A 17,620-nucleotide genomic window follows, 5' to 3' on the forward strand; every position below is an offset into this window, starting at 1 on the left:
CCGCTGCCGGAGGTCATGGTCAGGAAGGCGTTACGGAAACCGATCAGGCCACGTGCCGGCACGGTGTATTCCAGGCGAATACGACCCTTGCCATCCGGAACCATGTTGGTCAGGTCAGCCTTGCGCAAACCCATCTGCTCCATGATCGGACCCTGGTGCTGCTCTTCGATGTCGATGATGACGTTCTCGTAGGGCTCCTGCTTCTCGCCATTCACTTCCTTGATCACCACTTCCGGGCGGCCGACGGCCAGCTCGAAGCCTTCACGGCGCATGGTTTCGATCAGTACGGAAAGGTGCAGCTCGCCACGGCCGGAGACCTTGAACTTGTCGGCCGAATCGCCTTCCTCGACGCGCAGGGCGACGTTGTGCAGCAGCTCCTTCTCCAGACGCTCCTTGATGTTGCGGCTGGTGACGAACTTGCCTTCCTTGCCGCAGAACGGCGAGTCGTTGACCTGGAAGGTCATGGAAACGGTCGGCTCGTCGACGGACAGCGGCGGCAGGGCTTCGACGGCCTGCAGGTCGCAAAGGGTGTCGGAGATGTACAGCTCGTCCATGCCGCTGACGCAGACGATGTCGCCGGCCTGGGCTTCGGCGACTTCGACACGGTGCAGGCCCGAGTGACCCATGATCTTCAGGATGCGGCCCTGACGTTTCTTGCCGTCGGCGCCGATGGCGACGACCGGAGTGTTGGTCTTGACCTTGCCGCGAGCGATACGGCCGATGCCGATGACGCCGAGGAAGCTGTTGTAGTCCAGCTGCGAGATCTGCATCTGGAACGGGCCGTCGATATCGACCTTCGGCGGCGGAACGTGGTCGACGATGGCCTGGAACAGGGCATCCATGTGGTCGTCCATCTTCTCGTGATCGAGACCGGCGATGCCGTTCAGGGCGCTGGCGTAGACGATCGGGAAGTCGAGCTGCTCGTCGGTGGCGCCGAGGTTGTCGAAGAGGTCGAAGATCTGGTCGATGACCCAGTCCGGACGCGCGCCCGGACGGTCGATCTTGTTCACCACGAGGATCGGACGCAGGCCGGCCTTGAACGCCTTCTGGGTCACGAAACGGGTTTGCGGCATCGGGCCGTCCTGGGCGTCGACCACCAGCAGCACGGAGTCGACCATCGACATCACGCGCTCGACTTCACCACCGAAGTCGGCGTGGCCGGGGGTGTCGACGATGTTGATGTCGTAGCCGTTCCACTTCAGCGCGGTGTTCTTCGCGAGAATGGTGATGCCACGCTCTTTTTCCTGGTCGTTGGAGTCCATCACGCGCTCGCTTTCGAGCTCTTTGCGGTCCAGGGTGCCGGACAGGCGCAGGAGTTTGTCCACCAGGGTGGTTTTGCCATGGTCGACGTGGGCGATGATGGCGATGTTGCGGAGATTCTCGATCACAGTTCTATATCTCGTTTGTGGCACCGGGCTGAAGGTCCGGGCTGGAAGCGTGCTTTCCCCGTCGCCGATCAAGGAAACGGGGACTGAAACGGTAGGGCTCAGGCGTCGGGAGGGCGGTGGCGGATACTGCCGCCGAACAGCCCGGGCTGCTTAAGACGGGCGATAAACACGTACATTCGCATGCCCCTCGCTGAGCAGATGGTGAGCGTGCAAGCGGCTCATCACGCCTTTGTCGCAGTACAGCAGGTACTGGCGATTTTCATCCAGTTCCTTGAACTTGCTGTTGACGGCATAGAACGGCAGGTTGCGCACTTCGATGCCGGACAGTTCTAGCGGCGCCTCTTCCTGGTCGTCGGGGTGACGGATGTCGATCACCACCTGCCCCGGCAGCGCCTGGGCGATCTCCTCGACCTGGACGTCCTGCCCCAGCTCGTCGATCACCCGGTCCACGGTCATCCGCCGCGAACGCTGCAGCGCCCGCTCGAGAATCGCCATGTCGAACTGCTTTTCTTCGTATTCGATACGCGCCCGCTTGGCGCGGGTGGTCGGGTTTACCGAGATCACTCCGCAGTATTCCGGCATGTGCTTGGCGAACTCGGCGGTGCCGATTTCGTAGGCGGTATCGATGATGTCCTGCTTGTGCGCCGCGACCAGAGGGCGCAGCACCAGCATGTCGGTCGCCGAATCGATCACCGAGAGATTCGGCAGGGTCTGGCTGGACACCTGGGAAATCGCCTCGCCGGTCACCAGCGCATCGATTTGCAAATCTTCGGCCAGGCGCGTGGCGGCGCGCAGCATCATGCGCTTCAACACCACGCCCATCTGGCTGTTGTCGACCTTCTCCAGAATCTCGCCGAGCACTTCCTCAAACGGCACGCTGATGAACAGCACTCGGTGCGATTTGCCGAACTTGTCCCACAGGTAATGAGCGACTTCCATCACCCCCAGCTCGTGGGCACGACCGCCAAGATTGAAGAAGCAGAAGTGCGTGAGCAGGCCGCGACGCATCATCTGGTAGGCCGCCACCGTGGAGTCGAATCCGCCGGACATCAGTACCAGCGTCTGCTCCAGCGAGCCCAGCGGGTAACCGCCGATGCCATTGTGCTGGTGATGGATGACGAACAGGCGTTCGTGGCGAATCTCCATGCGCACTTCGACTTCCGGCTGCTTCAGCGAGATGCCGGCGGCGCCGCACTGCTGACGCAGCTGGCTGCCGACGTAGCGCTCGATCTCCATCGAGGTGAAGCTGTGCTTGCCGGCTCGCTTGCAGCGCACGGCGAAGACCTTGCCAGCCAGTTGGTCACCGAAATGCAGCTTGCACTTCTCCAGCACGTCGTCGAAATCGCCCAGCGGGTATTCGTGCACTTCGAGGAAATGGGTGATGCCCGGAACGCAGGTCAGCCGCTCGATGATCTGGCGCAGGACCTTCGGGTCCTCTACACGGGTCAGCAGCTCGAGGTTGTCCCACACGCCTTCCACACTCACGTCGGCATCCAGGTCGCGCAGAACCGTGCGCACATTCTTCGCCAGCTGGCGGATGAACTGCTTGCGCACCGGCCGGCTTTTGATGGTGATTTCCGGGAAGACCTTGACGATGAGTTTCATGGAAACAGCGCGTGCACGAAGCAGCCGAAAAAGAGGGGGGCGGATTATAGCGGAAAATTGCTCAAGGTTTAATCAGTGATTATCAGCCTACTTAGATACGCACCAATACAATGCAAACAAAAAACATCACGCACCAATTAAAGGCGCACACCCTCCTTAGATTGCCTTTGACCCCCTGAAAAATCACGTGTTTCGGGGTCGTTACCATTTCGGGGCGCTGGCATGCTAATTGCTCCCTTGTGAGGCAGGTTGCCCTGGCGGAGTATCCCTGCCCCGGCATCAACTGATACTGGGGGTATGCCAACCGCTCCCAGCCTTTCACCTGGAGGACAACATGTCGAAGTCGCTTCAACTGATCAAAGATAACGATGTGAAGTGGATTGATCTGCGCTTCACCGACACCAAGGGCAAGCAGCAACACGTCACCATGCCGGCACGCGATGCGGACGACGATTTCTTCGAGTACGGCAAGATGTTCGATGGCTCCTCCATCGCCGGCTGGAAAGGCATCGAAGCCTCCGACATGATCCTGATGCCCGATGACAGCACTGCCGTGCTTGATCCGTTCACCGAAGAGCCGACCCTGATCCTGGTCTGCGACATCATCGAGCCAAGCACCATGCAAGGCTACGATCGCGACCCGCGCGCCATCGCCCGCCGCGCCGAGGAATACCTCAAGTCCACCGGTATCGGCGACAAGGTGTTCGTCGGTCCGGAGCCGGAATTCTTCGTATTCGACGAAGTGAAGTTCAAGTCGGACATCTCCGGCTCGATGTTCAAGATCTTCTCCGAGCAGGCTTCCTGGAACACCGACGGTGATTTCGAAAGCGGCAACAAAGGTCACCGTCCGGGCGTCAAGGGCGGCTACTTCCCGGTACCGCCGGTCGACCACGACCACGAAATCCGTACCGCCATGTGCAACGCACTGGAAGAGATGGGCCTGAAGGTCGAAGTTCACCACCACGAAGTGGCGACTGCCGGCCAGAACGAAATCGGCGTGCTGTTCAACACCCTGGTCGCCAAGGCCGACGAAGTGCAGACCCTGAAGTACTGCGTGCACAACGTCGCCGACGCCTACGGCAAGACCGCTACCTTCATGCCGAAGCCGCTGTACGGCGACAACGGTTCGGGTATGCACGTCCACCTGTCGATCTCCAAAGAAGGCAAGAACACCTTCGCTGGCGAAGGCTATGCCGGCCTGTCCGACACCGCCCTGTTCTTCATCGGCGGCATCATCAAGCACGGCAAGGCACTGAACGGCTTCACCAACCCGTCGACCAACTCCTACAAGCGTCTGGTCCCGGGCTTCGAAGCACCGGTTATGCTGGCCTACTCGGCCCGTAACCGTTCCGCCTCGATCCGTATCCCGTACGTCAACAGCCCGAAAGCCCGCCGCATCGAAGCGCGCTTCCCGGATCCGGCTGCCAACCCGTACCTGGCCTTCGCTGCACTGCTGATGGCCGGTCTGGACGGTATCCAGAACAAGATCCACCCCGGCGATGCCGCCGACAAAAACCTGTACGACCTGCCGCCGGAAGAGGCGAGCCAGATCCCGCAGGTCTGCGGCAGCCTGAAGGAAGCCCTGGAAGAGCTGGACAAGGGCCGCGCGTTCCTGACCAAGGGCGGTGTGTTCTCCGACGACTTCATCGATGCCTACATCGAGCTGAAATCGGAAGAAGAAATCAAGGTGCGCACCTTCGTGCACCCGCTGGAATACGACCTGTACTACAGCGTCTAAGCCAGTAGCGTCAGCGAAAGGCCTCCCTCGGGAGGCCTTTTTCATATGCGTTCGAAAAGTCTCTGCACAACGTGCCGGGGCTTTCAGGCTCATCCGCCTTGCAAGCCGGGCGCCGGGGTGCAAGGCTTAAGGCATCCACTCACGGAGCCGCACCGATGCGCCTGTTGATTGCCTGCCTTCTCTGCCTGCTGACCCTGCCGGCAACCGCGCAGATCTACAAATACATCGATGCCAACGGCAAGACGGTGTTCACCAACCAACCGCCGGACGGCACCCAGGCGGAAACCATTCAGCTGCCGCCGACCAACACCGTGGATATCCAGACACCCAATCCGCCCCCCAGCCAGGGCTCCGACCAGCAGCAGGCGGATCAGCCGCCGTATGCGGTACTGCAGCTGAACGTGCCCACCACCGAGGCCATCCGCGCCAACAATGGCAGCTTCAGCGTGGATGTGATCCTGCAGCCCGAACTGAGTGCGGGTCATACGCTGCGCCTGCTGCTGGATGGCAACCCGTATGGCGTTCCCTATTCCTCGCTGCGCCTGCCACTGAGCAACATCGATCGCGGCGAGCACAGCCTGGCCGTCCAGGTCCTCAGTGGCGGCCAGTCGATCCAGCAGAGCGCGCCCATCACCTTCAGCGTGCAACGGGTCAACACCCAGAGCCCGGCGCTGCGTCCACCGCCATCCCCACCGCCACCACCGAGGCCCAGCAACTAGTGCCGAACGTTCGCCTGCTTTTTGTCCTGCTGCTGGTCGCGCTGCCTGCGGCCGCCGAGGTGTACACCTACGTCGATGCCGCCGGGAACCGTGTGTTCACCGACCAGCCACGGGCGGGCGACAACGCCAAGCGCGTCGAGCTGGCGCCGCCCAACGCGATGACCTCGGCGCCAGCGACGATCCACATGCGACCGCCCGCGACTGCGCCGGTGGCCGCGCCGCGCTACGACCTGCTGCGCATTCTGGTTCCCGAACCGGATGCGACCCTTCGCGATGGCGATGGCAAGCTGATCGTCACCGTGACCAGCGAGCCGAACCTGCTGCCCGGGCACAGTTTCCGGCTGTATCTGGATGGCAAGGTGGTCGGCGAACCGACGCGCAGCCCCGTGTTCCCACTCGCCGCGCAGGACCGCGGAACGCATCAGCTGTCGGTGGAAATCGTCGACGCCGCCGGCGTCGTTCTGGAGCGGACGCCGAGCCAGCCCTTCCACGTACAGCGTCCGAGCCTCGCGCAGAAACGCAACGTCAACCCCTGCAAGAAGGACGACTGGGGCGTGCGACCGGAATGCCCGCTGAAGGACAAACCTCCGGAAAAACGCGACATCCCCTTCATCCCGTTCATCTAAAGCAAAGCCGCGCACCAATAAAGAGCACGATAGTGCACTAATTTTTATACTCTCCCCAAATAAGCCCACTATCCGGCTGTTTTTTGCGCCGAAAAACAGCTTGCCGGAGGATTTCGGCCACAAAAGCGCGTCTTTTCAGGGCTTGGTTTGCTTTTTGCATTTTTCCAGCATCCTTTGAGACCTGCGCACTCATGACCAACGATTCTCCCCTGCACCGGCTGTTGCTCGACAATCTCACCACCGCGACCTTGCTGCTCAACGCCGAACTGCGGCTCGAGTACATGAACCCGGCGGCGGAGATGCTGCTGGCCGTCAGCGGGCAGCGCAGCCACGGGCAGTTCATCAGCGAACTGTTCACCGAGTCGCCCGAGGCGCTGCATTCGCTGCGCCAGGCGGTCGAGCAGGCCCATCCCTTCACCAAGCGCGAAGCCACCCTCACCTCGCTCACCGGCCAGATGCAGACGGTCGACTACGCGGTGACGCCGATCATCACCCGCAACGAGACCCTGCTGCTTCTGGAAGTGCACCCGCGCGATCGCCTGCTGCGGATCACCAAGGAAGAGGCGCAGCTGTCCAAGCAGGAAACCACCAAACTGCTGGTGCGCGGCCTCGCCCACGAGATCAAGAACCCGCTGGGCGGCATTCGCGGCGCGGCCCAGTTGCTCGCCCGCGAGCTGCCGGAAGAACACCTCAAGGACTACACCAACGTCATCATCGAGGAGGCCGACCGCCTGCGGAATCTGGTCGACCGCATGCTCGGCTCGAACAAGCTGCCGTCGCTGTCGATGACCAACGTCCACGAAGTGCTGGAGCGCGTCAGCAGCCTGGTCGAGGCGGAAAGCCAGGGGCGCATCACCCTGGTTCGCGACTACGACCCGAGCATTCCCGAGGTGCTGATCGACCGCGAGCAGATGATCCAGGCGGTGCTCAACATCGTGCGCAACGCGATGCAGGCGCTGTCGGCACAGAACGACCTGCACCTGGGACGGATTTCGCTGCGTACCCGCACCCTGCGCCAGTTCACCATCGGCTACATCCGCCATCGCCTGGTGGCGAAGCTGGAAATCATCGACAACGGGCCCGGCATCCCCGCCGACATGCAGGACACCATCTTCTACCCCATGGTCAGTGGCCGCCCGGACGGTACCGGGCTCGGCCTCGCGATCACCCAGAACATCATCAGTCAGCACCAGGGACTGATCGAATGCGAAAGCCATCCCGGCCACACCGTGTTCTCGATCTTCCTGCCGCTGGAACAAGGAGCAGCGTCACATGAGCCGTAGCGAAACCGTCTGGATCGTCGATGACGACCGTTCCATCCGCTGGGTCCTGGAAAAGGCGTTGCAACAGGAGGGGATGAACGTCCAGAGCTTCGACAACGCCGACAGCGTGCTCAATCGGCTGACTCGCCAGCAGCCGGACGTGATCATTTCCGACATCCGCATGCCCGGCTCCAGCGGCCTTGATCTGCTGGCGCAGATACGCGAGCTGTACCCACGCCTGCCGGTGATCATCATGACCGCGCATTCCGACCTGGACAGCGCGGTGGCCTCCTACCAGGGCGGCGCCTTCGAGTACCTGCCCAAGCCGTTCGACGTGGACGAGGCGGTTTCGCTTGTCAAGCGCGCCTTCCTGCATGCCCAGGAACAGCAGGGTCTGGAAGCGCCGGCGAGCATCGCCCGGACGCCGGAGATCATCGGCGAGGCGCCGGCGATGCAGGAGGTGTTCCGCGCCATCGGTCGCCTGTCCCACTCCAACATCACCGTCCTGATCAACGGCGAGTCCGGCACCGGCAAGGAGCTGGTCGCCCACGCCCTGCACCGCCACAGCCCGCGCGCCGCGGCGCCTTTCATCGCGCTGAACATGGCAGCGATTCCCAAGGACCTGATGGAGTCCGAGCTGTTCGGCCACGAGAAAGGCGCGTTCACCGGCGCGGCCAACCAGCGTCGCGGGCGTTTCGAGCAGGCCGACGGCGGCACGCTGTTCCTCGACGAGATCGGCGACATGCCAGCCGACACCCAGACCCGCCTGCTGCGCGTGCTGGCCGACGGCGAGTTCTACCGGGTCGGCGGGCATACGCCGGTCAAGGTCGACGTGCGGATCATCGCCGCGACCCACCAGAACCTGGAAAACCTGGTGCAGGCGGGGAAATTCCGCGAAGACCTTTTCCACCGCCTCAACGTCATCCGCATCCACATCCCGCGGATGTCCGATCGCCGCGAGGACATTCCCGCGCTGGCCCGCCACTTCCTAGCCCGCGCCGCGCTGGAGCTGGCGGTCGAGCCGAAGCTGCTGAAGCCGGAAACCGAGGATTACCTGCAGAACCTGCACTGGCCGGGCAACGTGCGCCAGCTGGAGAACACCTGCCGCTGGATCACGGTGATGGCGTCGGGTCGCGAAGTGCACATCGACGACCTGCCCCCGGAACTGCTCACCCAGCCGCAGGACGCCGCGCCGGTGACCAACTGGGAGCAGGCCCTGCGCCAGTGGGCCGATCAGGCCCTGGCGCGCGGCCAGTCGAGCCTGCTCGACAGCGCCGTGCCGACCTTCGAGCGGATCATGATCGAGACCGCGCTCAAGCACACCGCCGGCCGCCGCCGCGATGCCGCGGTTCTGCTCGGCTGGGGTCGCAACACCCTGACGCGCAAGATCAAGGAACTGGGCATGAAGATCGACGGCGGCGACGACGACGACAGCGAAGAAAGCTGAGCCGCGTCGCGCTGGAACAAAAGCAGACTTCGGTCTGCTTTTTTATTGCCTCGCGGCTCCTGCCAATCCGCCAGCGGTAACAGGCCGACAGGAAGTGCGCCCTGCTCTGCCCCGGCGGCGCAAACCGGTTACCCGGTCCAACCTGCCGATGACCTTGTCATGCACAACCTGAATGCACGGTGCACAGATGTTGAACACGCACCGTGCCGCGCATTCGCCTCGCAACAACGGCGGAGAAGCGTCCAACCGGCTCAATTTGTACAACCATGCAAGCACAAACAATTGATTTTAAAGGACTTAAAAACGAAGACGTGCAGATTTCGAGCATCCGTACGGAACTGGCACAGCAGATGCAATAAGCCAGATACCACCGTTTTTCGGGGGCCTTGGTACAGGCAGGCCGGGGATTCCCCTCTTTTATTCCGCTCGCAGGCTGATCTCCAGCCGCCATCCTCCCTCCTCTGCCGCGCCCTTCAGGGCGCCGTGCAGAGGCAGGGCAGCGACGAGATTGAGCAACAACCCACGCTCCACACGCACAATCCTCCAGTTCACCGGACGCCCGTCGAGCAGCAACTGGCCGCCCGCCTCCTTGCCCCGGGTCTCGATGAGCATCGCCAGTGTGCCTTCGATACGCTCGACGAAGACCTTCGGCTCGCGGTCGAACCACAGCACCAGCGCACCGGGCAAGACTTCGACCCGCTGCAGGAGCGCGGGCTGGGGCGCATTCAGGCGACCGATCATCATCCCCAGCAGCAGACCGAACAGCGCCAGGGCCAGGAGAAAGCGCGGCCACATGCGCGGTCGCGGGTCATCCTCAAGGGTAGAATGGAGCCCGTCTTCAGGCTCGGAGCCGTGCATGTTTCGCGTGATCCTTTTTCAACCGGAAATTCCACCCAACACCGGCAACATTATCAGGCTATGCGCCAACGCTGGCTGCAGCCTGCACCTGATCGAGCCGCTGGGGTTCGAGCTGGACGACAAGCGCCTGCGCCGCGCCGGCCTCGATTACCACGAGTACGCCACCCTGCAGCGTCATGCCGACTTGCCCAGCTGCCTGGAAAGCCTGGGCCAGCCGCGGGTCTTCGCCTTCACCACCAAGGGCTCGCACCCGCACCACGAGGTCGAGTACCGCGAGGGCGATGCCTTTCTCTTCGGCCCCGAGAGCCGCGGCCTGCCGGAAGACATCCGCAATTCCCTGCCGGTGGAACAGCGTCTGCGCCTGCCGATGCGGCCCGACTGCCGCAGCCTGAACCTCTCCAACACGGTGGCCGTCGCGGTCTACGAAGCCTGGCGTCAGCTCGGTTTCCGCGGCGGCGCCTAGCCTCACCGGGCCGCAGCGGTCGCCCACGCTTGCTCATCCGCCACCCTGAACCATCCTCTGCGGCGCTGCGTCGTAACTCAGAGGCCTGCGCGAACCGCGTCGGCCGCCGAGGAGAACCGCATGCGCAAAGCGCGCTTCAAGCCTTACAAGGGTCCGGCCGGTGGCTGGGGTTCGGCGCAGTCGGTGGGCGAGATACTGCTGCGCGAACGCGCGCCCTTCGCCGCCGGCAAGGCGCTGCTCAAGCAGAACAAGCCGATCGACGGCTTCGCCTGCGTCAGCTGCGCCTGGGCCAAGCCGCACCCGAGCCTGCCGCTGGCCTTCTGCGAGAACGGCGCCAAGGCCACCGCCTGGGAAGGCACTGCCTTGCGCTGCGGGCCGGAGTTCTTTGCCCGGCATACGCTGCGCGAACTGCGCAACTGGAGCGACTACGAACTCGAGCAGCAGGGGCGCCTGACCGAGCCGCTGCGCTGGGACGCCGCCAGCGACCGCTATCTGCCGATCAGCTGGGCTCAGGCCTTCGCCGAGATCGGCGCCGAACTCAAGGGCTACACCGATCCCAATGAGGTGGTGTTCTACGCCTCCGGCCGCGCCTCGCTGGAGGCCTCCTACATGTGGGCGCTGTATGCGCGCCTGTATGGCACCAACAACCTGCCGGACAGCTCGAACATGTGCCACGAGAGCACCTCGATCGCGTTGCCGGAGAGCATCGGCGTGCCGGTCGGCACGGTCACGCTGAACGACTTCGCGAAGACCGACGGCCTGCTGTTCTTCGGCCACAACACCGGCAGCAACGCCCCGCGAATGCTCCATGAGCTGGAGGCCGCGCGTAAACGCAATGCACCGATCATCACCTTCAACCCGCTGCGCGAACGCGGGCTGGAGCGCTTCACCAACCCGCAGTCGCCGGTGCAGATGGCCACCGGCGAATCCGTCGTGGTCAGCACCCAGTATCACCAGCTTGAGATCGGCGGCGACATCGCCGCCATCGCCGGAATCTGCAAGGCACTCTTCGAAATGGACGACGCCGCCCGCGAGCGCGGGGCCGCGCGGGTGCTCGACGTTGCATTCATCGAGGAGCACACCGCCGGCTTCGAAGTCTTCGAGCGGCGCATCCGCGGCTACGCCTGGCCGCTGCTGGAGCGCCGCAGCGGCCTGACCCGCGGCGCCATGGAGGCCGCCGCCACCGTCTATGCGGGCTGCGAACGGGTGATCGCGGTATACGGCATGGGCCTGACCCAGCACCGCCACGGCGTGCTGAACGTGCAGATGCTGGTCAACCTGCTGCTGCTGCGCGGCAACATGGGCAAGGAAGGTGCCGGCATCTGCCCGGTGCGCGGCCATTCCAACGTGCAGGGCCAGCGCAGCGTGGGGATCACCGAGAAGGCCGCCCAGGTGCCAGCGGACAAGCTGCGCGAGCGCTTCGGCTTCGAGCCGCCAAGCGAGGACGGGATGAACACCGTGGAGGCCTGCGAAGCGATAGTCGCGGGCAAGGTGAAGGCCTTCGTCGCCCTCGGCGGCAACTTCATCCGCGCGATTCCCGACAGCGGCCGCCTCGAGCCGGCCTGGTCGTCGCTCAAGCTGAGCGTGCAGATCGCCACCAAGCTCAACCGCAGCCACCTGGTCCACGGCGAGAAGGCCTACCTGCTGCCGTGCCTGGGGCGCACCGAGGTCGACGTCCAGGCCAGCGGCGAGCAACGCCACACCACCGAGGACAGCACCGCCTGCATCCGTGCCTGGCGCGGCGTGGCGGCACCGGCCGGCGAGCACCTGCTGTCCGAGCCAGCGATCATCGCGGCGCTGGCCAAGGCCACCCTGGCGCCGAACCCGGCCGTCGACTGGGATGCCTGGGTGGCCGACTACGGGCTGGTGCGCGAGGCGATTGCCGCGACCTACCCGGAGACCTTCCATGACCTCAACGTCAGGATGATGGAGCCCGGCGGCTTTCACCGTCCGCTCGGCGCCAGCCAGCGCCAGTGGAAGACGAGCAACGGCAAGGCCAACTTCATCGAGCCGCACACCCTGTCGGTGGACGACGATGTCGAGCAGCACGCGGAGCGCCGCGACGTGCTGAACCTGATGACGATCCGCAGCAACGACCAGTTCAACACCACCGTCTACGGCTATAACGACCGCTTCCGCGGTATCCACGGCACCCGCGCGGTACTGCTGATGCACCGCAACGACATCGCCCGACTCAACCTGGCCGAAGGCGACAAGGTGCAGGTCAGCACCGCGGTGGACGATGGCGTGCACCGCGAGGTCGGGCCGCTGCGGGTGACGCCGTATGACATTCCCGAAGGCTGCTGCGCCGGCTACTACCCCGAATGCAACGCGCTGATCCCGCTCTGGCACCACGCGGAAAAGGCCAAGGTGCCGGCGGCGAAATCGATTCCCGTCACCTTGCGCCGGGTGATCGCGGTGGACCAGGACGCCAGCGTACCGGTGGAGCCCGCGCCGCTGCCCGGCTAGTCCGGCGGCCTGCTCAGCCGAAGCAGAGCACGGTCATCAGCAGCCCTCCGCCGGTAAGCATGACGAACAGGCACAGGGCCAGGATGAACGGCCGCACGCCCAGCGCGGCCAGCTTCTCCAGACGCGTCTCGTAGCCCAGCGCGGCCATCGCCATCGCCAGGGCGATTTGGCCGATCAGGATCAGCCCGCGGTGCAGTTCGGCGGGCAGCTGGACGTAGCTGTTGAACAGCACCATCGCCAGGAAGCCGAAGGCGAACCACGGAATCACCAGGCGGCCTTTTCCCTCGATGCCCATCGCCGCCGGATGGCCGCGCCGCAGCCACCACTGGCCGACGATCAGCAGGAAGGGAATCAGCAGCAGCACCCGCAGCAACTTTACGATCACCGCATTCGCCAGCGCATCCGGCCCGACGGCGTCGGCAGCGGCCACCACCTGGGCGACCTCGTGCACGGTGGCGCCGATGTAGATGCCGAAGCGCGCCTCGTCCAGCCCCACCAGCGGGTAGAGCAGCGGATAGACCAGCATCGACAGCGAGCCGAAGAGCACCACGGTGGCCACCGCCATCGAGGTCGCCGCCGGCCGCGAGCGGATCGTCGCCTCGGTGGCCAGCACCGCCGCGGCCCCGCAGATCGCACTGCCGGCACAGGTCAGCAGGGTGGTTTCCGCATCCAGCTTCAGCAGCCGGGTGCCGATCAGGTAACCCAGCGTCAGCACGCAGCCGATCACCAGCACGTCGAGCACCAGCACCCAGGGCCCGAGGGCGAAGATCTGCTGCAGGGTCAACGACAGACCGAACAGCACGATGCCGCCGCGCAGCAGCCAGCGCGTGCAGAAGGACAATCCCGGACGCGCGCCGGGCAGCGAACGGATCACGCCGAGGTTGCCCGCCAGCAGGCCGAGCAACAGCGAGAACACCAACGGGCTGAAGCCGCTGTGGGCGAGCAGCGGCACCTGCGAAAGACCATAGCCGAGCGCCGTCAGTACGCTGCAAAGGAGCAGACCCTGCCACATGAAAACCACCTCCAGGCTTGCGAATGTGGTCAGGCTATGGGCGAATAGGTGCTGCTGCGAAACGGTTATAACGATATGACTGATCGGAAAAAGTGAAATGAACCCGAGCGTCACCTTCCGCCAGCTGCAGGTCTTCGTAGCCGTCGCCAAGGGCACCAGCCTCGGCAACGCCGCGGAAAAACTCAGTCTCTCGCAGTCGGCCACCAGCCAGTCGCTCGCCGACCTCGAGCACCAGCTGGGCGTCATCCTCTTCGATCGCCAGGGGCGTCGCCTGCAGCTCAACGATGTCGGCAGGCGCCTGCTGCCCCAGGCCGAGAGCCTGCTGCACGAGCTCGGCCAATTCGTCGAATCGGCGCGCGAGCCGCAGGGATCGCTGCAGGGCACGCTCAACATCGCCGCCAGCGCGACCATCGGCAACTACCTGCTGCCCTCGCTCGCCGGACGCTTCAGCGAGGCGCACCCCGAAGCCAACCTGCAATTGCGCCTGCGCAACACCGGCGAAGTGATCGGCGACATCCTCCGCTTCGAGGCCGACCTCGGCCTGGTGGAAGGCCAGTGCAGCGAGTCGCGGCTGGCCTGGGAAGTCTGGCGCCAGGACGAAATGCTCGTGGTCTGCGCCCCCGCGTATCCCCTGGCCCGCGGCGGACGGCTGAGCGACGAGGACATTCAGAACGAGCCGTGGATTCTGCGCGAGCCCGGCTCAGGCACCCGCAGCATCTTCGAGTCGGCGGTGCTGCACCACACCGAACGGCTACGGGTGCGCATGGAGCTGAGCCAGCACGAGGCGATCAAGCAGGCGGTGCGCGCCGGTTTCGGCCTGAGCTGCATGTCGCGCCTGAGCATCTCCGGCGAGCTGGAGCGCGGCGAACTGGTCGCCCTGCAGAACGACCTGCAACTGACCCGCACCTTTTCCCTGGTGTGGCACCCGGAACGCTATCGCAGCGCGCTCTGGCAGGCCTTCAAGGTGTTCCTTCACGAAGCGCGCTGAGTGCCTTCACGAGCGCCCGGGCCGAGGCCGGCGCCATTTCCGGCGACCGGGCCGCAGGTTAGGATCGCCGCCAGACACCCTTCACAGGAGCCGCCCCATGTCCGTCTTGCCGCACCGCCCGGTCGATGTCCGCGACCTCGACCTGATCTGCCGGCACCGCCATGCGATGTTCCAGGAGGCCGGCCGTGATGCGGGCACCCTGGAGGTGATGACCGAGCATTTTCGTCCCTGGCTGGCCACGCGCCTGGACGACGGACGCTACTTCGGCTTCGTCCTGCTGGACGGCGAAACGCCGATCGCCGGCATCGGCCTGATGGCCATCGACTGGCCGCCGCACCCGTCGCACCCGCGCCACGACCAGCGCGGCTACGTGCTCAACGTCTATGTCGAACACAGCCATCGGCGGCGCGGCCTGGGGCGTCAATTGATGAAACTGGCGGAAGCGGAATTCGCCCGCCGAGACCTGCCGTTCGCCATCCTCCATGCCACCGAAATGGGCAAGCCGATGTACGCCGAACTGGGCTGGAAAGGCACCACGGAGATGGCCAAGGCGCTCTAGGCCGCGCGCACAAAAAAGCCGCCTCTGAAGGCGGCTGATGCGGTTGCTCGAACGCTTGGCGGAAGGCAAAGGCCGACGTTTCGCGGCCCACGCCCCGCGCTCCGTGAACGGGAGCGCGGAGCACCCGCGACGCGTTCAGCGGCCCTGCTTGGCCTTGAACTCGCGACGACGGCGGTGCAGCACCGGCTCGGTATAGCCGTTGGGCTGCTTGGTGCCTTCCAGGACCAGCTCCAACGCGGCCTGGAACGCCACGCTGTTGGCGAAGTCCGGTGCCATCGGCCGGTAGGCCGGATCGCCGGCATTCTGCCGATCCACCACCGGTGCCATGCGCTCCAGGCTGGCGCGCACCTGCTCCTCGCTGACCACGCCGTGGCGAAGCCAGTTGGCCATGTGCTGGCTGGAGATGCGCAGGGTGGCGCGGTCTTCCATCAGGCCGATGTCATGGATGTCCGGCACCTTGGAGCAGCCGACGCCCTGCTCGACCCAGCGCACAACGTAGCCGAGGATGCCCTGGGCGTTGTTGTCCAGCTCGCTCTGGATGTCCGCCGCCGACCAGTCGCGGTTCGGCGCCAGCGGGATCGTGAGGATGTCGTCCACCGAGGCCGCCGCGCGCTGCGCCAGTTCGGCCTGCACGGCGAACACGTCGACCTGGTGGTAGTGCAGCGCGTGCAGCGCGGCGGCGGTCGGCGACGGCACCCAGGCGGTGTTGGCGCCGGATTTCGGATGGCCGATCTTCTGTTCCAGCATGGCCGCCATCAGGTCCGGCATCGCCCACATGCCCTTGCCGATCTGCGCGCGCCCGGCGAGGCCGCAGGCCAGGCCGACGTCGACGTTGTTGTTCTCGTAGGCGCCGATCCACTTCTCGCCCTTCATCGCCGCCTTGCGCACCATCGGCCCGGCTTCCATGGAAGTGTGGATTTCGTCGCCGGTGCGGTCGAGGAAGCCGGTGTTGATGAACACCACGCGCTCGCGGGCGGCCTTGATGCAGGCCTTGAGGTTGACCGTGGTGCGGCGCTCCTCGTCCATGATGCCGACCTTGAGGGTGTTGCGCGGCAGGCCGAGGATGTCCTCGACGCGACCGAACAGTTCGTTGGTGAACGCCACTTCCTCGGGACCGTGCATCTTCGGCTTGACGATGTACACCGAGCCGCGGCGGCTGTTGCTGCGGGTGGTGTTGCCGTTGAGGTTGTGGATCGCCGCGAGGCTGGTGAACAGCGCGTCGAGGATGCCTTCCGGCGCCTCGTTGCCGGCACCGTCGAGGATCGCGTCGTTGGTCATCAGGTGGCCGACGTTGCGCACGAACAGCAGCGAGCGGCCGTGCAGGGTCAGCGCGCTGCCGTCGGCCGCGGTGTAGTTGCGATCGGCGTACATGACGCGGGTGAAGACCTTGCCGCCCTTGTTGATGCCTTCGGCGAGGTCGCCTCTCATCAGGCCCAGCCAGTTGCGGTAGATCAGCACCTTGTCTTCGGCATCGACCGCGGCGACGGAGTCCTCGCAGTCCATGATGGTGGTCAGCGCGGCCTCCATCAGCACGTCCTTGACCCCGGCGGCGTCGGTCTGGCCGACCGGGCTGGAAGGATCGATCTGGATCTCGAAGTGCAGGCCGTTGTGCTTGAGCAGCACGGCCTTGGGCTGCGCGGCGTCGCCCTGGAAGCCGATGAACTGCGACTCGTCCTGCAGGCCGGTTTCATCGCCGCCCTTGAGGTTGACCACCAGCTTGTCGCCGTAGATCACGTAGGCCGTGGCGTCGACGTGGGAGCCGTTGGCCAGCGGAGCGGCCTGGTCGAGAAAGGCACGGGCGAAGGCGATCACCTTGGCGCCGCGCACTTCGTTGTAGCCCGGGCCCTTGCTCGCGCCACCCTCTTCGCTGATCGCGTCGGTGCCGTAGAGCGCGTCGTACAGCGAGCCCCAGCGAGCGTTGGAAGCGTTCAGGGCGAAGCGCGCGTTCATCACCGGCACCACCAGCTGCGGGCCGGCCATGCGGGCGATCTCGTCGTCGACGTTTTCGGTGGCGATGTGGAAATCCTCCGCCGCCGGCAGCAGGTAGCCGATCTCGCCGAGGAAGGCCTTGTAGGCCGCGGCGTCGTGAGCCTGGCCGGCACGCGCCTGGTGCCAGGCATCGATCTGCGCCTGCAGTTCGTCGCGCTTGGCCAGCAGCGCGCGGTTCTTCGGCGCCAGTTCGTCGATGAGTTTTCCGGCGCCGGCCCAGAAGGCGTCGGCATCGATGCCGGTGCCGGGAATCGCCTCGTCATTGACGAAGTCGAAGAGGATCTTGGCGACCTGCAGGCCGCCGGCTTGAACACGTTCCGTCATTATCTTCCTCTCTCTTTGCGGGGCCAGCACTGCCTGGCTGGACGATCTTGTAGTGCAGATCGGCGGATACTACATGATGCCTGCGGAAAAATCAGGGGGCCGCCGGGAGCCGCCGAAACCGCCCTGGCATCGGCCCGCGCCGGCCTATACTCAGGCCTCGCCCACGGAGACCT

The 17,620-nt window shown here is 64.9% G+C and carries 15 protein-coding genes; 9 read left to right on the plus strand and 6 right to left on the minus strand.

Features of this window, described 5'->3' with window-relative positions; genetic code table 11:
- Both B3E91_RS01080 and thiI read right to left on the minus strand, forming a co-directional pair.
- Positions 1 to 1,388: GTP-binding protein TypA/BipA (locus B3E91_RS01080; RefSeq protein ID WP_287027983.1), on the minus strand; the 1,388-nt coding region annotated here is incomplete at its 3' end.
- A gap of 150 nt (positions 1,389 to 1,538) precedes the next feature.
- Complete coding sequence (gene thiI / locus B3E91_RS01085) at positions 1,539 to 2,993, minus strand: tRNA uracil 4-sulfurtransferase ThiI (RefSeq protein ID WP_287027985.1); 1,455 nt, start codon at positions 2,991 to 2,993, stop codon at positions 1,539 to 1,541.
- Positions 2,994 to 3,327: 334 nt separating this feature from the next.
- Between thiI and glnA the strand changes: the two genes are divergently transcribed.
- From glnA to B3E91_RS01100, 3 genes are all read left to right on the plus strand, one after another.
- Positions 3,328 to 4,731, plus strand: a complete 1,404-nt coding sequence (glnA, locus tag B3E91_RS01090) for a glutamate--ammonia ligase (RefSeq protein ID WP_090225052.1) — start codon at positions 3,328 to 3,330, stop codon at positions 4,729 to 4,731.
- A 155-nt stretch (positions 4,732 to 4,886) separates the two neighbouring features.
- Positions 4,887 to 5,450: a DUF4124 domain-containing protein gene (locus tag B3E91_RS01095; RefSeq protein ID WP_282344060.1), complete on the plus strand. Its 564-nt coding sequence runs from the start codon at positions 4,887 to 4,889 to the stop codon at positions 5,448 to 5,450.
- Complete coding sequence (locus B3E91_RS01100; RefSeq protein ID WP_286784562.1) at positions 5,450 to 6,076, plus strand: DUF4124 domain-containing protein; 627 nt, start codon at positions 5,450 to 5,452, stop codon at positions 6,074 to 6,076. Before B3E91_RS01095 ends, B3E91_RS01100 begins: the two co-directional genes overlap by 1 nt.
- A 37-nt stretch (positions 6,077 to 6,113) precedes the next feature.
- On the opposite strand, the gene B3E91_RS01105 is transcribed toward B3E91_RS01100, so the two are convergent.
- Entirely contained in the window at positions 6,114 to 6,269 is a 156-nt protein-coding gene (locus tag B3E91_RS01105; protein ID WP_273233743.1) for a hypothetical protein, read from the minus strand.
- Between B3E91_RS01105 and glnL the strand changes: the two genes are divergently transcribed.
- Entirely contained in the window at positions 6,268 to 7,359 is a 1,092-nt protein-coding gene (gene glnL, locus B3E91_RS01110) for a nitrogen regulation protein NR(II) (protein ID WP_090225047.1), read from the plus strand. The genes B3E91_RS01105 and glnL overlap by 2 nt on opposite strands.
- Positions 7,349 to 8,785, plus strand: coding sequence for a nitrogen regulation protein NR(I) (ntrC, locus tag B3E91_RS01115; RefSeq protein ID WP_090225045.1), 1,437 nt, complete (start codon positions 7,349 to 7,351; stop codon positions 8,783 to 8,785). The genes glnL and ntrC overlap by 11 nt, the downstream gene beginning before the upstream one ends.
- Before the next feature lie 417 nt (positions 8,786 to 9,202).
- Here the strand turns inward: ntrC and B3E91_RS01120 are convergent, their stop codons facing one another.
- Positions 9,203 to 9,643: a hypothetical protein gene (locus tag B3E91_RS01120; RefSeq protein ID WP_090225043.1), complete on the minus strand. Its 441-nt coding sequence runs from the start codon at positions 9,641 to 9,643 to the stop codon at positions 9,203 to 9,205.
- On the opposite strand from B3E91_RS01120, the gene trmL reads away from it, so the two are divergent.
- Positions 9,642 to 10,106 carry a tRNA (uridine(34)/cytosine(34)/5-carboxymethylaminomethyluridine(34)-2'-O)-methyltransferase TrmL gene (gene trmL / locus B3E91_RS01125; protein ID WP_090225041.1) on the plus strand — a complete coding sequence of 155 codons (465 nt, stop codon included), beginning with the start codon at positions 9,642 to 9,644 and terminating at the stop codon, positions 10,104 to 10,106. The two genes, B3E91_RS01120 and trmL, sit on opposite strands and share 2 nt — an antisense overlap.
- Positions 10,107 to 10,226: 120 nt before the next feature.
- On the plus strand, positions 10,227 to 12,575 hold the full coding sequence (locus B3E91_RS01130) for an FdhF/YdeP family oxidoreductase (RefSeq protein ID WP_287027988.1): 2,349 nt from the start codon (positions 10,227 to 10,229) through the stop codon (positions 12,573 to 12,575).
- 13 nt (positions 12,576 to 12,588) lie between these two features.
- Here the strand turns inward: B3E91_RS01130 and B3E91_RS01135 are convergent, their stop codons facing one another.
- A complete protein-coding gene (locus B3E91_RS01135; RefSeq protein ID WP_287027989.1) occupies positions 12,589 to 13,587 on the minus strand; it encodes a YeiH family protein in 999 nt (332 codons plus the stop codon).
- A 97-nt stretch (positions 13,588 to 13,684) separates the two neighbouring features.
- Between B3E91_RS01135 and B3E91_RS01140 the strand changes: the two genes are divergently transcribed.
- Both B3E91_RS01140 and B3E91_RS01145 read left to right on the plus strand, forming a co-directional pair.
- A complete protein-coding gene (locus tag B3E91_RS01140; protein WP_287027990.1) occupies positions 13,685 to 14,575 on the plus strand; it encodes a LysR substrate-binding domain-containing protein in 891 nt (296 codons plus the stop codon).
- Between the two features lie 97 nt (positions 14,576 to 14,672).
- Complete coding sequence (locus B3E91_RS01145; RefSeq protein WP_287027992.1) at positions 14,673 to 15,134, plus strand: GNAT family N-acetyltransferase; 462 nt, start codon at positions 14,673 to 14,675, stop codon at positions 15,132 to 15,134.
- A 135-nt stretch (positions 15,135 to 15,269) separates the two neighbouring features.
- Here B3E91_RS01145 and B3E91_RS01150 read toward each other — a convergent pair whose 3' ends face one another.
- Positions 15,270 to 17,447, minus strand: coding sequence for a malate synthase G (locus tag B3E91_RS01150; protein WP_287027994.1), 2,178 nt, complete (start codon positions 17,445 to 17,447; stop codon positions 15,270 to 15,272).
- Positions 17,448 to 17,620: the final 173 nt, after the last annotated feature.

Origin of the sequence: Pseudomonas sp. UBA6310, assembly GCF_002438225.1 — a bacterium.
GTDB lineage: Bacteria > Pseudomonadota > Gammaproteobacteria > Pseudomonadales > Pseudomonadaceae > Pseudomonas_O > Pseudomonas_O kuykendallii.